Here is a 13,427-nt window from a genome sequence, read left to right as displayed (position 1 = left end):
TTATCTACACGCTGGGGTGACAGGACATCATGCTCGGCCTGAACCTGGTTAAACAGGGCCAGGCCAATCATTAGGGCCCGGAACACTCAGAGCGCCTTGACCTCGAAGATTTCCACTTCGAAGCTTAGTGTCTTGCCGGCCAGCGGGTGATTGAAGTCGATGGTCACTTGAGCATCATCAAACGCTTTGACGATGCCCGGCAGTTCAGTGTTGGCGGCGTCGTTGAAGATAACCAACAAGCCGTCAGACAAATCCATGCCCTCAAACTGCGAGCGCGCAATGACCTGGACGTTTTGCGGGTTCGGCTGACCGAACGCGTTTTCCGGCAACACTTCAACAGTGCGCTTGTCACCCGCTTTGAAGCCGAATATCGCCAGTTCGAAACCTGGTAACAGGCTGCCGTCGCCGACCTTGAAGGTGGCCGGCGCTTTTTCAAACGTGCTGTCGACGGTGTCGCCATTTTCCAGGCGCAAAGCGAAATGCAAGGTGACTTCCGTGTTCTGGCCGATGCGTTGCTCGTTCGACGAGCCTTGGGCCAACGACTGTTCAGTCATGAACGGGTTCTCCAGATTTTTTACTTTTGAACATGTCCAGCGCCAACATAATTGCGCCTACCGTAATCGCGCTATCGGCAAAGTTGAACGCTGGGAAATACCAGCGGTTCTGCCAGTGCACCAGAATAAAGTCGATAACATGACCCAGCACGATACGGTCATAAAGGTTGCCCAAGGCGCCCCCCAAAACCAGCGCCAATGCAACGGCCAGCCAGGTTTCACCCCGGCCAAGACGTTTCAACCACACCACCAGCACCGCGCTGACCACTACCGCGATCAAGGCGAACAACCAACGCTGCCAGCCGGAGCTGTCGGCGAGGAAGCTGAATGCCGCCCCGGTGTTATAGGCCAGGGTCCAACTGAAATAGTTCGGAATGACGATGATTTGCTGATAAAGCGTCAGCCCGTGCTCAAAGTAGAACTTGCTGATCTGGTCAATGACCAACACCAACACGCTCAACCAGAGCCAGCTCAAGCGGCCTGCGTTAGGCATAGTGACGCACCTCGCCTTTGCCACTGATGTTATCGACACAACGACCACAGATTTCCGGGTGCTCAGGATCAACCCCGACGTCTTCACGGTGGTGCCAGCAACGGGCGCACTTCGGATGACCCGACTTGACCACTTTCAGTTTCAGCCCAGCGACTTCGGTAACAACCGCGTCGGCTGGCGCATCGATGAATGGCGCAACGGTAGCGGTGGAGGTGATCAGCACGAAACGCAATTCGTTGCTCAGCTTCGACAGGTCAGCGACCAGCGAATCTTCAGCGTACAAGGTTACTTCTGCTTGCAGGTTGCCGCCGATGGCTTTGGCTGCACGCAGGTTTTCCATCTCTTTGTTGACCGCAACTTTCACCGCCATGACCCGCTCCCAGTAGGCGCGATCAAGCTCAAAGCCTTCTGGCAATTCGCTGAGACCTTCGTACCAGGTATTGAGCATCACCGATTCGTTGCGTTCGCCTGGCAGGTACTGCCACAGCTCGTCAGCGGTGAAGGCAAGGATCGGAGCTATCCAACGCACCAGCGCTTCGGAAATGTGGAACAGCGCCGTCTGGCATGAGCGACGCGCGGTGCTGTCGGCGGCCGTGGTGTATTGACGGTCCTTGATGATATCAAGGTAAAAACCGCCCAACTCCTGCACGCAGAAATTGTGCACCTTGGAATACACGTTCCAAAAGCGGTATTCGCCGTAGTGCTCTTGCAGCTCACGTTGCAGCAGCAAGGCGCGATCCACCGCCCAACGGTCCAGCGCCAACATTTCTTCGGCAGGCAAGATGTCGGTGGCCGGGTTGAAACCGGTCAGGTTCGAAAGCAGGAAGCGTGCAGTGTTGCGAATCCGCCGGTAGGCGTCCGCGCTACGCTGCAGAATCTGGTCAGAAACCGCCATTTCGCCCGAGTAATCGGTGGCCGAAACCCAAAGACGCATGATGTCGGCGCCCAAAGAGTCGTTGACCTTTTGCGGCGCGACGACGTTGTTGAGCGATTTCGACATCTTACGACCGTTCTCGTCGACCACGAACCCGTGGGTCAGCAGTTCGCGGTACGGCGCGTGGTTGTCGAGCATGCAACCGGTCAGCAACGAGGAGTGGAACCAGCCCCGGTGTTGGTCCGAGCCTTCCAGGTACAGGTCAGCCCGAGGGCCGCTTTCGTGGCCCATCGGATGGGAACCACGCAGAACATGCCAGTGCGTGGTACCTGAGTCGAACCAAACGTCCAGCGTGTCGGAAATCTTGTCGTATTTCGGCGCTTCATCGCCCAGCAACTCGGACGCGTCCATCTTGAACCAGGCTTCGATGCCTTCTTTCTCAACACGCAGCGCGACTTCTTCCATCAGCTCGACCGTGCGTGGGTGCAGCTCGCCGCTTTCCTTGTGCAGGAAGAACGGGATCGGCACGCCCCAGTTGCGCTGACGGGAAATGCACCAGTCTGGACGGTTGACGATCATCGAGTGCAAACGCGCCTGACCCCAGGCCGGAACGAAGGCGGTGTCTTCGATGGCTTTGATTGCGCGTTTGCGCAAGGTGTCGCCCGTGGTCGGCTGTTTGTCCATACCCACAAACCACTGCGCTGTGGCGCGGTAGATCAGCGGGGTTTTGTGGCGCCAGCAGTGCATGTAGCTGTGGGTGATGACTGCGGTGTCCAACAGGGCGCCGACTTCAGCCAACTTGTCGATGATGTTCTGGTTGGCCTTGAAGATGAACTGGCCACCGAAGAACTCCAGCGAATCGACATACACCCCGTTGCTTTGCACTGGGCTGAGGATGTCGTCGTTGGTCAGCCCGTAACTTTTGCTGATTACAAAGTCGTCGACACCATACGCCGGCGAGCAGTGAACCACACCGGTACCAGCGCTCAATTCGACGTAGTCAGCCAGGTACACCGGCGACAGGCGGTCATAGAACGGATGGCGGAAATTAATCAGTTCCAGCTGTGCGCCGGTGGTGGTAGCGACCACCGAACCTTGCAGGTTGTAACGGGCAAGGCAGGCCTCGACCAGCTCTTCAGCCAGCACCAGGTATTTGTCACCCACATCAACCAACGCGTAGGTGAACTCTGGATGGACGTTCAGCGCCTGGTTAGCCGGAATGGTCCACGGGGTGGTGGTCCAGATCACGATGGAGGTCGGCTTGGCCAGCGTTGGCAGACCGAACGCAGCGGCAAGCTTGGCTTCATCAGCGATGGGGAACGCGACGTCGATAGTGGAAGACTTTTTGTCCTGATATTCAACTTCCGCTTCAGCCAGGGCCGAACCGCAGTCGAAGCACCAGTTCACAGGCTTGAGGCCCTTGAACACGAAACCGCCCTTGACCATTTCAGCCAAGGCGCGGATTTCTCCGGCTTCATTGGCGAAGTCCATGGTGCGATAAGGGTTGTTCCAGTCGCCCAAGACACCCAAACGGATGAATTCCGCTTTCTGGCCTTCAATCTGCTCGGCAGCGTAGGCACGGCTCAGTTCACGAGTCTTGTCCGCAGGCAGGTTCTTGCCATGGGTGACTTCGATTTTGTGTTCGATCGGCAGACCGTGGCAGTCCCAGCCAGGAACATAAGGTGCGTCGAAACCCGAAAGGGTTTTCGAACGGATGATCATGTCCTTGAGAATCTTGTTAACGGCGTGACCGATGTGAATATTGCCGTTGGCATACGGAGGACCGTCGTGCAGCAAGAACTTTGGACGATCTTTGCCAATCTCACGCAGCTTCTGGTACAGGCCAATGCTGTCCCAGCGCTGCAGAATTTGCGGCTCGCGCTGTGGCAGGCCGGCCTTCATTGGGAAGGCGGTGTCCGGAAGGTTTAGCGTGGCTTTATAGTCGGTCATTTAAGGCTCTTAATTAGCGATTAGCGCTACAGATGTTACTTGCGCCAATGGGCACGTGCGGTGGCGACATCCGCATTGATCGCCGTCTTCAGCGCCTCCAGAGAGGCAAATCGCTGCTCATCACGCAGCTTTTGGTGGAAAGCCACCGTCAAACGCCGGTCATAGAGATCGCCGGTAAAGTCCAGAATATGTATTTCCAAGTGGGCATTGCCGTCACCGGCAACGGTTGGACGCACGCCAATATTGGCGACCCCCGGCCAGGTCTTGCCGTCAATCTCCGTGCTCACTAGGTACACCCCGGTAAACGGCACGCGACGACGCTTGAGTTGTACGTTGGCGGTGGGCGCTCCCAACTGCCGGGCCAGTTTCTGACCATGCAAGACGCGCCCGGTAATTCGGAACGGCCGGCCTAACAAGCGCTCGGCCCATGCAAAATCTGCAGCGGCCAGGGCGTCTCGAACTTTCGTGCTGCTGACCCGAACGCCATCAATTTCTACCGTCTGCGCCGCTTCCACAGTGAAACCCTGGGTCGCGCCTGCTTGTTGTAGAAAGTCGAAATCACCCAGCCGGTCGCAGCCGAAACGGAAATCGTCACCCACTTCCAGATGCTTCACGCCAAGGCCGTCAACCAGAATGGTGTTAACAAACTCGGCAGCACTGAGTTTTCTCAAGCGTTGATTAAAGGCCAGGCACAGCACCAGATCAACGCCCTCCTTCGCCAACAATTCGAGTTTGTCACGCAGGCGAGTCAAGCGTGCCGGCGCCGTTTCGGGGGCGAAGAACTCGCGCGGCTGCGGTTCAAAAATCACTACACAGCTGGGCAGGCCCAACTCGACGGCGCGTTCACGCAGTCGCGCCAGGATAGCCTGGTGACCACGGTGAACACCGTCAAAGTTGCCAATAGTGGCGACACAGCCCCGATGCTGGGGGTGCAGATTTTGGAGGCCTCGAACCAGCTGCATAACGCGCTTCTTGCTCATAAAGTGGCCGATTATAACCACACCAGGCCCGGTACGACAGGCAACAGTCCCAGGCAAAACATATGCAATGGCCTTGGGACGCGAAAAATCGACGAATCTTGCTTACATAATCGCCTTGCGAGCAAAGTCCTTCAAACGAAAGCCCAACAGCAGCAGCACACCGAAATACGTCACCACACCCGCCGCCACCAGTGCGCCCAAGCGAAGCAGTCGCTCCAGCATGCCGCCTTGGTCCCACGCCGGCATCAAGTGCATCAGCCCCAGCAACACACCAGACATGACCAACACCGCGACGATCAACTTGGATAAAAAAGCCGTCCAACCGGGCTGTGGCTGAAATAAATCCTGCTTACGCAGTTGGTAAAAAAGCAGACCGGCGTTGATGCACGCCCCGACGCTGATCGCCAACGCCAGACCGGCATGGTGCAGCGGGCCAATGAAGGCCAGGTTGAGCAGTTGAGTAACAATGAGGGTGAAGACAGCGATTTTCACCGGGGTACGGATATTTTGTTGCGCATAAAACCCTGGCGCCAACACCTTGATAACGATGATTCCCAGTAATCCCACCGAATACGCGACCAATGCGCGCTGAGTCATTGACGCGTCGAATGCATCAAACTTACCGTACTGAAACAACGAAACTGTCAGCGGCTCAGCCAGCAAGCCAAGCGCCAAGGTGCACGGCAACACCAACACGAAGCACAGCCGCAGCCCCCAATCGAGAATCCGCGAATATTCATGGCGGTCTTTGCTGGCATAGGTTTTCGACAGCACAGGCAACAGAATCGTACCCAGCGCTACCCCGAGAACCCCGGAAGGCAGCTCCATCAAGCGGTCGGCGTAATACATCCACGAGACCGAACCCGCTGCGAGGAAGGAAGCGAAGATGGTGTTGATGATCAAGGAAATCTGACTGACAGAGACCCCGAGAATCGCCGGTAGCATCTGTTTCATGACACGCCAGACGCCGCTGTCCCGCAGATTCAGGCGCGGCAAGACCAGCATGCCTATTTTCTTCAGGTGCGGCAGTTGATACAGCAACTGCAACAACCCCCCCACCAATACAGACCAGCCGAGGACCATGACCGGCGGATGAAAATACGGCGTCAGGAACACCGCAAACACAATCATGCTGAGGTTAAGCAGGGTCGGCACGAACGCCGGCACCGAGAAGCGATTCCAGGTATTGAGGATCGCTCCGGCCAGCGAAGACAAGGAAATGAGCAATATATAAGGAAAGGTCACCCGGAGCAGATCAGTGGTCAGGGCAAATTTTTCCGGCGTATCGGCGAAACCGGGGGCCGTTATCCAAATCACCCAGGGTGCCGCGATGATCCCCACTAACGTCACAACCGCCAATACCAGCGTTAGCAAACCACTGACATAAGCGATCAGCGTGCGCGCAGCCTCCTCGCCCTTTTGATTTTTATATTCAGCCAGAATCGGCACGAACGCCTGGGAGAACGCGCCCTCGGCAAATATTCGACGCAGCAGATTGGGCAGTTTAAACGCAATAAAAAACGCATCCGTCGCCATCCCTGCGCCAAAAGTGCGCGCAATGATGGTGTCCCTCACGAAGCCCAAAACGCGGGAAACCATCGTAATAGAGCTGACGGCAGCTAGTGATCTGAGTAGGTTCATTGAAAGAGTTTTGCGCCTTGGCTAAAGGACCCGCCATTGGGCTGTCCATTTATGCGATACTCCGCGCCGCAGCAGCACAGAGCCAAACCCCGCGAGTTTACAGGTCGCACGCTGGAAATAAATAACCCGGCGTTGCATTAGCACCACTCAGCGGAACGCATCATCTGCCCTTGACAAGACATCAACTCGTCGGCATGATTCGCGGCCTATTTTGTTTGCTAATTCCCAAGTCTTTCGAGGAGCTCGACGGTGGCCAACACACCTTCCGCCAAAAAACGTGCAAAACAGGCTGAGAAGCGTCGCAGCCACAACGCCAGCCTGCGTTCCATGGTTCGTACTTACATCAAGAATGTAATTAAGGCCATTGACGCAAAAGACGCTGAAAAAGCGCAAGCTGCTTATGTTCTGGCTGTGCCAATCATCGACCGTATGGCCGATAAAGGCATCATCCACAAGAACAAAGCTGCTCGCCATAAGAGCCGCCTGAACGGTCACGTCAAGGCTCTGAACCTTGCTGTTGCTGCTTAAGCGATAAGCTTTTAAAAAACCGACCCTAGGGTCGGTTTTTTATTGCCCAGAAGAAACCTGTAGGAGCCAACTTGTTGGCGAGGCGGCGCTTCATCCAAGCCACCTCAGGCCCTCTCGCCAACAAGTCGGTATCTACTTGAGGGGATTATTGCGCTGGCGGAGCAGACACCCATGGCAGGATCGGAATCGCGGTCACGGCGTTTTGCGGGCTGCCTTCGATGACTCGGTCGCTATAGACCAGGTACACCAAGGTGTTGCGCTTTTTGTCGAGGAAACGAACCACTTGCATGGTTTTGAACACCAGCGACGTGCGCTCCTTAAACACCTCGTCGCCGTCCTTCAACGGCTCCGTAAACTTGATCGGCCCCACCTGACGACACGCAAGGGATGCCTCGGCACGGTCTTCAGCAAGACCCAAACCACCTTTCACTCCGCCCGTTTTCGCTCGGGACAGGTAACAGGTCACGCCTTCGACCTTGGGATCATCAAACGCCTCGATCACAATCCGGTCGTTCGGGCCGACAAACTTGAACACCGTCGACACCGAACCGATCTCTTCCGCCGAAGCCAGCAACGGAACAGCCAACAAAACACCCAACAACCCACATACGATTCGCATAGCATCTTCCTTAATGAGGCGTCGCCACTCAGACCAGAATCAAATTGTCGCGATGCACCAGCTCCGGCTCGGCCATGTAGCCCAACACGCGAACGATGGCATCAGAAGACTGGCCAATTATTTTTTGTGCTTCCAGCGCACTGTAGTTACTCAAGCCCCGAGCTACTTCACGACCGTCCGGAGCGACACACACCACCATTTCGCCCCGTCGAAAGCTGCCTTGGACCAGCTTTACACCCACTGGCAACAAGCTTCGATGACCCTCCGCCAGCGCCACAACCGCGCCCGCGTCGAGCACCAGGGTGCCACGGGTTTGCAAATGCCCGGCAAGCCATTGCTTGCGTGCCGCGAGCATTTCGCGCTCGGGAGACAGCAATGTGCCCAGTTGCTCGCCCTCTTTAAGACGCGCCAAGACACGATCAATCAACCCGCCGACAATCACGGTATACGCGCCCGAACGTGCAGCCAGCCGCGCGGCACGCAACTTAGTCTGCATGCCGCCACGACCCAGTGCGCCGCCAGTGCCGCCAGCGACAGCGTCCAGCGCCGGATCGTCGGCACGCGCCTCGTGAATCAGCTTGGCATTGGGGTTATTGCGAGGGTCCGCATCGAACATACCGTCGCGGTCCGTGAGGATTACCAACAAATCAGCTTCGACTAAATTGGCCACCAGCGCCGCCAGCGTGTCGTTGTCGCCGAAACGAATCTCGTCGGTGACCACGGTGTCGTTTTCGTTGATCACCGGGACTACGCCCAGGTCGACCAGCGTGCGCAAGGTGCTACGAGCGTTCAGGTAGCGCTTGCGGTCGGACAGGTCGTCGTGAGTCAGCAAAATCTGCGCAGTATGGCGGCCGTGCTCAGCAAAGCTGGATTCCCACGCCTGTACTAGCCCCATCTGGCCGATGGCGGCCGCAGCCTGCAGCTCGTGCATGGCGCTGGGCCGAACGGTCCAACCCAAACGACTCATGCCAGCGGCGACAGCACCGGAAGACACCAGAATCAGTTCGACGCCCGCTTCTTGCAGCGCCACCATCTGTTTGACCCAGACCGCCATTGCCGTCCGATCCAGCCCTTTGCCGTCAGCCGTCAGCAGCGCGCTGCCGATTTTCACGACCCAGCGCTGGGCACCTGTCACTTTGCTGCGCATCATCTTCCAACCTTAGCCAGAGAATTTTGATTAATTCGAGATACAAAAACGCCGCTAATAATAGCGGCGTTCAGTTTACTGCACCCGATCAGTCACGGACGTAAATGATTTCCGGACCGTCTTCATCGTCCTCATCGTCATCGCCCCACACATCTTCTTCGGCGTCGTGCACGCTCTTCACACCCGTGCGGCGCAAGGTGCGCGCATCATCCAGCGCTTGCAACTGAGCGCGCGCTTCGTCTTCGATGTTCTGATCCAGTTCGGCCAGTTCACGGGCGAAGACAGGGTCTTCAACGATACGCAGGTTACGCTCTTCGAGGTAACGCATGATGTCGCGGCTAAGCTGCTCGGTGCCCTGCTTGGAGATAGCCGAGATCACATAGACCGGGCCCGTCCACTCCAAACGGTCAACGATTTCCTTGACCCGCTCTTCATGCTCTTCTTCGAGGATCTGATCGCACTTGTTCAGCACCAACCAGCGATCACGATCAGCCAGTGACGGGCTGAACTTGACCAACTCGTTAACGATAACCTCGGCTGCGTCAGGTGCGCTGGTTTCATCCAGCGGCGCCATGTCGACGAGGTGCAGCAGCAAACGCGTACGCGCCAAGTGCTTGAGGAAACGGATGCCCAGGCCCGCGCCGTCGGAAGCGCCTTCGATCAAGCCAGGGATGTCAGCGACCACGAAGCTTTTCCAGCGGTCAACACTGACGACGCCCAGGTTCGGGATCAAGGTAGTGAACGGATAGTCCGCCACCTTCGGCTTGGCCGCTGAAACGGAGCGAATAAACGTGCTTTTACCCGCGTTCGGCAAGCCCAGCAACCCAACGTCCGCCAGCACTTTCAATTCCAGCTTAAGGTCACGCTGATCGCCGAATTTGCCTGGCGAGGTCTGACGTGGCGCTCGGTTAGTGCTGGATTTGAAACGGGTGTTGCCCAGACCGTGCCAGCCGCCGCTCGCTACCAGCAGACGCTGGCCCGCCTTGGTCAAGTCGCCGATGATTTCCTGGGTCGCCGCATCGATCACCGTGGTGCCTACCGGTACGCGCAGAACCATCTCTTCGCCTTTTTTCCCGGTGCAGTCTGCGCTGCCGCCGTTGGAACCGCGCTCAGCGTCAAAGTGACGGGTGTAACGGTAGTCGACCAGGGTGTTGAGGTTTTCGTCGGCGATCATGTAGATCGAGCCGCCATCACCCCCATCACCGCCGTTAGGGCCGCCGTTTTCAATAAATTTTTCGCGACGGAAGCTCATGCATCCGTTGCCACCATCGCCTGCTTTTACTCGAATCGAAACTTCATCAACAAACTTCATTTTGAAAGCACGCCTCTCGCCACAGGGACGAGCTGAATAGTACAAAAATATAAGACTCTTGCCAAAAATGAGCGTTGCGATACCGATCAGAAACCAGCGACCTCAGAGGTCCACATCACAACAGCCCGCACAAACAGTTTTGCAAGAGACTCACCTACGCCTACAAACAAAAAAGCCCCGTCGCGAGACAGGGCTTTTCCAGCAACTACGTAATTATGCAGCGACGACTACTGCAGCTGCAGTCTTCGGAACGATGCTTACGTAACGACGACCGAAGGCGCCTTTAACCTGGAACTTGATCACGCCTTCCACTTTCGCGAACAGGGTGTGATCTTTACCCATGCCAACGCCGTAGCCAGCGTGGAATTGGGTGCCGCGCTGACGCACGATGATGTTGCCCGGAATGATTGCCTGGCCGCCATACATCTTGACGCCAAGGCGTTTGGCCTCTGAGTCACGACCGTTACGGGTACTACCACCAGCTTTTTTGTGTGCCATGAGTTCAATACTCCAAATAGAGGATTAGGCTGAATTAAGCCTGAATACCGGTGATTTTGATCTCGGTGTACCACTGGCGGTGGCCCATACGCTTCATGTGGTGCTTACGACGACGGAACTTGATGATGCGGATTTTATCGTGGCGACCTTGGGAGATCACCTCAGCAACAACGGTTGCGCCTACAACGACAGGAGCGCCGATGTTGACTTCTTCGCCGTCGCCGATCAACAAAACACGATCAAAAGTCACGGATTCGCCGGTAGCGATTTCGAGCTTTTCGATCTTCAGGTATTCGCCCGGGGCGACTTTGTACTGCTTGCCACCGGTAACAATTACTGCGTACATGGTATTTCTCCGTTAATCCTGCTCACCCAGCTCTTTATAAGTAGAGTATCGGCTGGCATGGCTGCGTTGGGCTGGAGGGCCCGTTGCAATTGCGTAAGGCAGGTGCTGCCCAGGAAAGTTAGGGTGCGCGATTGTACGCAAGGCGCAAACGCGATGCAAGTGCCTAAACGTCATGCCTTGACAGGTTCCGGCCCCGCACCTAGCATGCCGCGCAACCCTTCTGGAGCACCTGTCGCTGATGCAACCCCAAGCTTTCTACCGCGCGGTGGCGGACGACTTTAGTGCCGTTGACGTCATCATCAAGAAGCAGCTGGCTTCGCGTGTGCCGCTGGTGTCCAAAATCGGCGACTACATTACCTCGGCTGGCGGTAAGCGTCTGCGTCCTTTATTGGTCTTGCTGTGTGGCAAGGCGCTGGGTCGCGAAGGTGACGATCTGCGCCTGCTGGCGGCGACCATCGAGTTCCTGCACACCGCGACCTTGCTGCACGACGACGTCGTTGACATGTCCGGCATGCGCCGTGGCCGTTCCACCGCCAATGCCTTGTGGGGCAACGCTCCCAGCGTTTTGGTCGGTGACTTCCTATATTCGCGCTCCTTCGAGATGATGGTCGAATTAGGCTCGATGCCAGTGATGAAAATCCTGTCCAAAGCCACCCGCGTGATTGCCGAAGGCGAAGTGTTGCAGCTGTCGAAGATTCGTGACGCCAGCACCACCGAAGAAACCTACATGGAAGTGATTCGCGGCAAGACAGCCATGCTGTTCGAAGCCTCGACCCACAGCGCTGCGGCCCTGTGCGAAGCCTCACTTGAGCAAAGCGAAGCCCTGCGCACCTTTGGCGACCATCTGGGTGTAGCGTTTCAGTTGGTCGATGACCTACTGGATTATCGCGGCGACGCTGAAACCCTGGGTAAAAACGTCGGTGATGACTTGGCCGAAGGTAAACCTACCTTGCCGCTGATCTACACCATGCGCGAAGGCACCCCGGAACAGGCCGCCCTGGTACGCCAGGCTATCCAGAAAGGAGGCCTTGAAGACCTCGAAAGCATCCGAGAAGCCGTCGAAAATGCGGGCGCCCTGGATTACACCGCGCAGTTGGCGCGTGACTACGTAGTCCGCGCCATTGCCTGTCTCGACGTACTGCCTGCTAGCGAATACCGCGACGCATTGATAGAACTGAGTGAATTCGCGGTAGCGCGTACGCACTAATCCCACCGGTACGTGTGATTTTCTGTAGGACCGAATTTATTCGGGAATCGGACGACGCTGTTTGTCTGGAAGACCGCATCGCGGCTTTCGCGAATGAATTCGCTCCCACAGGATTTGCCCCTCGCCAGCAAGTTGGCTACAGAAAAATTCCGCTGCTCTGCCGCTAGCTGTCTTTCCCACAAAATATCCAATAGTCCCTTGCTATTATCGAAATAAGAATTATTCTCATTAAGCCTCAGAGGAGATGAGACATGACTTATTTGATCGATGCATGGCTGGACCGCCCACATCCGTACCTGCGAATTCTTCACCGGGAAACGGGAGAAGTCTGTGCAGTGCTGGGGGAGGAGGCGCTGGGTGAATTACGTGATCAGGGCGATCTGGATGTCACGGACCTAAGTTCGAATGAACCCGGCGTACTGAAGGAAACGGTGCGTAATTTGTTTCTGTTTTGCTACGCACGGGCATTACGACCTGCCGGTGAGCTGCACTGAACATGGGGTTTGACAACAGCCTCTCCAACCACGATTGCTGAACGAATCTGGTCGATCCGCTCAGCAATCATCAGCGTGGAAGGGCTACTTACAGTACGTCCAGCAACTCGACGTCAAATACCAAAACAGTGTGTGGTGCAATGCTGCCAGCGCCCTGAGCGCCGTAAGCCAGTTCACTCGGAACGTGCAAACGCCACTTGCTACCGGCTTTCATCAGTTGCAGCGCTTCAGTCCAGCCGGCAATGACGCCGCTGACCGGAAATTCAGCAGGCTCGCCACGATCATAAGAGCTGTCGAAGACGGTGCCGTCGATCAGCGTGCCGTGGTAGTGAGTACGAACCTGGTCGTCAATGGACGGCGAAGCGCCCTCGCCCGCGGTCAGCACTTCGAATTGCAGGCCGGAAGGCAGAGTGGTCACGCCTTCGCGTTTGCTGTTCTCAGCAAGATAAGCCAGGCCAGCGCCGGCGGCTTGCTCAGCCTTGGTCGCCGCTTCAGCTTGCATGATTTCGCGAATAACTTTGAAGCTCGCAGCCATTTGCGCTTGGTCAACACGGCTTTCTTTGCCATGAAACGCGTCATTCAGGCCAGCCAGGATCGCGTCCAGGTCGATGCCCGGTGGCGGATTATCACGCAGTTGGTCGCCCAACTGGCGGCCGATACCGTAGCTGACGCGGGTTTCGTCGGTGGACAGATTAACTTCGGACATAACGCTGCTCCGCTGAGGAGCGCCATAAAGACGCCCCGAACTAAAAGGCCGAGCAGCCTAGCACAATTGGGCAGCACC

The 13,427-nt window shown here is 56.6% G+C and carries 14 protein-coding genes; 3 read left to right on the top strand and 11 right to left on the bottom strand.

Annotated elements, in window-relative coordinates; all coding sequences use genetic code 11:
* Positions 1-86: 86 nt before the first annotated feature.
* The 5 genes from RHM65_RS10025 to murJ all read right to left on the bottom strand — a co-directional run bounded on the left by RHM65_RS10025 (position 87) and on the right by murJ (position 6,492).
* The gene (locus RHM65_RS10025; protein ID WP_322166124.1) at positions 87-554 is read right to left on the bottom strand and encodes a peptidylprolyl isomerase; all 468 of its coding nucleotides are present in this window, start codon (positions 552-554) and stop codon (positions 87-89) included.
* Positions 547-1,047 carry a signal peptidase II gene (gene lspA, locus RHM65_RS10020; protein WP_322166125.1) on the bottom strand — a complete coding sequence of 167 codons (501 nt, stop codon included), beginning with the start codon at positions 1,045-1,047 and terminating at the stop codon, positions 547-549. Before lspA ends, RHM65_RS10025 begins: the two co-directional genes overlap by 8 nt.
* Positions 1,040-3,871, bottom strand: a complete 2,832-nt coding sequence (gene ileS, locus RHM65_RS10015) for an isoleucine--tRNA ligase (protein WP_322184853.1) — start codon at positions 3,869-3,871, stop codon at positions 1,040-1,042. The genes lspA and ileS overlap by 8 nt, the downstream gene beginning before the upstream one ends.
* Positions 3,872-3,906: 35 nt before the next feature.
* The gene (ribF, locus tag RHM65_RS10010; protein WP_322166127.1) at positions 3,907-4,833 is read right to left on the bottom strand and encodes a bifunctional riboflavin kinase/FAD synthetase; all 927 of its coding nucleotides are present in this window, start codon (positions 4,831-4,833) and stop codon (positions 3,907-3,909) included.
* Between the two features lie 120 nt (positions 4,834-4,953).
* Complete coding sequence (gene murJ, locus RHM65_RS10005) at positions 4,954-6,492, bottom strand: murein biosynthesis integral membrane protein MurJ (protein ID WP_322166128.1); 1,539 nt, start codon at positions 6,490-6,492, stop codon at positions 4,954-4,956.
* Between the two features lie 249 nt (positions 6,493-6,741).
* Here murJ and rpsT point away from each other — a divergent pair, with 249 nt between their 5' ends.
* Positions 6,742-7,020, top strand: coding sequence for a 30S ribosomal protein S20 (gene rpsT / locus RHM65_RS10000; protein ID WP_322166129.1), 279 nt, complete (start codon positions 6,742-6,744; stop codon positions 7,018-7,020).
* A gap of 145 nt (positions 7,021-7,165) precedes the next feature.
* Here rpsT and RHM65_RS09995 read toward each other — a convergent pair whose 3' ends face one another.
* From RHM65_RS09995 to rplU, 5 genes are all read right to left on the bottom strand, one after another.
* Positions 7,166-7,639, bottom strand: a complete 474-nt coding sequence (locus RHM65_RS09995) for a CreA family protein (RefSeq protein WP_322166130.1) — start codon at positions 7,637-7,639, stop codon at positions 7,166-7,168.
* Between the two features lie 28 nt (positions 7,640-7,667).
* Entirely contained in the window at positions 7,668-8,786 is a 1,119-nt protein-coding gene (gene proB, locus RHM65_RS09990; protein ID WP_322171154.1) for a glutamate 5-kinase, read from the bottom strand.
* Positions 8,787-8,874: 88 nt separating this feature from the next.
* On the bottom strand, positions 8,875-10,098 hold the full coding sequence (gene cgtA, locus RHM65_RS09985; RefSeq protein WP_322166131.1) for an Obg family GTPase CgtA: 1,224 nt from the start codon (positions 10,096-10,098) through the stop codon (positions 8,875-8,877).
* A 213-nt stretch (positions 10,099-10,311) separates the two neighbouring features.
* On the bottom strand, positions 10,312-10,596 hold the full coding sequence (gene rpmA / locus RHM65_RS09980) for a 50S ribosomal protein L27 (RefSeq protein ID WP_297836646.1): 285 nt from the start codon (positions 10,594-10,596) through the stop codon (positions 10,312-10,314).
* Between the two features lie 34 nt (positions 10,597-10,630).
* Positions 10,631-10,942, bottom strand: a complete 312-nt coding sequence (gene rplU / locus RHM65_RS09975) for a 50S ribosomal protein L21 (protein WP_322166132.1) — start codon at positions 10,940-10,942, stop codon at positions 10,631-10,633.
* Between the two features lie 238 nt (positions 10,943-11,180).
* Here rplU and RHM65_RS09970 point away from each other — a divergent pair, with 238 nt between their 5' ends.
* Positions 11,181-12,149: a polyprenyl synthetase family protein gene (locus RHM65_RS09970; RefSeq protein ID WP_322184851.1), complete on the top strand. Its 969-nt coding sequence runs from the start codon at positions 11,181-11,183 to the stop codon at positions 12,147-12,149.
* Positions 12,150-12,400: 251 nt separating this feature from the next.
* Entirely contained in the window at positions 12,401-12,643 is a 243-nt protein-coding gene (locus tag RHM65_RS09965; protein ID WP_322166134.1) for a hypothetical protein, read from the top strand.
* A gap of 88 nt (positions 12,644-12,731) precedes the next feature.
* On the opposite strand, the gene RHM65_RS09960 is transcribed toward RHM65_RS09965, so the two are convergent.
* Positions 12,732-13,349 carry an FKBP-type peptidyl-prolyl cis-trans isomerase gene (locus tag RHM65_RS09960; protein WP_322166135.1) on the bottom strand — a complete coding sequence of 206 codons (618 nt, stop codon included), beginning with the start codon at positions 13,347-13,349 and terminating at the stop codon, positions 12,732-12,734.
* Between the last annotated feature and the right edge of the window lie 78 nt (positions 13,350-13,427).

Origin of the sequence: Pseudomonas sp. CCI4.2 (assembly GCF_034350045.1) — a bacterium.
In the GTDB taxonomy this organism is placed as follows: domain Bacteria; phylum Pseudomonadota; class Gammaproteobacteria; order Pseudomonadales; family Pseudomonadaceae; genus Aquipseudomonas.
This window is presented reverse-complemented; position numbering and strand designations above follow the sequence as displayed.

What these genes read in the sequence shown, in the direction of transcription:
- proB (WP_322171154.1), bottom strand. Translation starts at nt 8,786, where the DNA reads ATGCGCAGCAAAGTGACAGGTGCCCAGCGCTGGGTCGTGAAAATCGGC.
- RHM65_RS10025 (WP_322166124.1), bottom strand. Translation starts at nt 554, where the DNA reads ATGACTGAACAGTCGTTGGCCCAAGGCTCGTCGAACGAGCAACGCATC.
- cgtA (WP_322166131.1), bottom strand. Translation starts at nt 10,098, where the DNA reads ATGAAGTTTGTTGATGAAGTTTCGATTCGAGTAAAAGCAGGCGATGGT.
- RHM65_RS09970 (WP_322184851.1), top strand. Translation starts at nt 11,181, where the DNA reads ATGCAACCCCAAGCTTTCTACCGCGCGGTGGCGGACGACTTTAGTGCC.
- rplU (WP_322166132.1), bottom strand. Translation starts at nt 10,942, where the DNA reads ATGTACGCAGTAATTGTTACCGGTGGCAAGCAGTACAAAGTCGCCCCG.
- RHM65_RS09965 (WP_322166134.1), top strand. Translation starts at nt 12,401, where the DNA reads ATGACTTATTTGATCGATGCATGGCTGGACCGCCCACATCCGTACCTG.
- murJ (WP_322166128.1), bottom strand. Translation starts at nt 6,492, where the DNA reads ATGAACCTACTCAGATCACTAGCTGCCGTCAGCTCTATTACGATGGTT.
- RHM65_RS09995 (WP_322166130.1), bottom strand. Translation starts at nt 7,639, where the DNA reads ATGCGAATCGTATGTGGGTTGTTGGGTGTTTTGTTGGCTGTTCCGTTG.
- ileS (WP_322184853.1), bottom strand. Translation starts at nt 3,871, where the DNA reads ATGACCGACTATAAAGCCACGCTAAACCTTCCGGACACCGCCTTCCCA.
- rpmA (WP_297836646.1), bottom strand. Translation starts at nt 10,596, where the DNA reads ATGGCACACAAAAAAGCTGGTGGTAGTACCCGTAACGGTCGTGACTCA.
- lspA (WP_322166125.1), bottom strand. Translation starts at nt 1,047, where the DNA reads ATGCCTAACGCAGGCCGCTTGAGCTGGCTCTGGTTGAGCGTGTTGGTG.
- ribF (WP_322166127.1), bottom strand. Translation starts at nt 4,833, where the DNA reads ATGCAGCTGGTTCGAGGCCTCCAAAATCTGCACCCCCAGCATCGGGGC.
- RHM65_RS09960 (WP_322166135.1), bottom strand. Translation starts at nt 13,349, where the DNA reads ATGTCCGAAGTTAATCTGTCCACCGACGAAACCCGCGTCAGCTACGGT.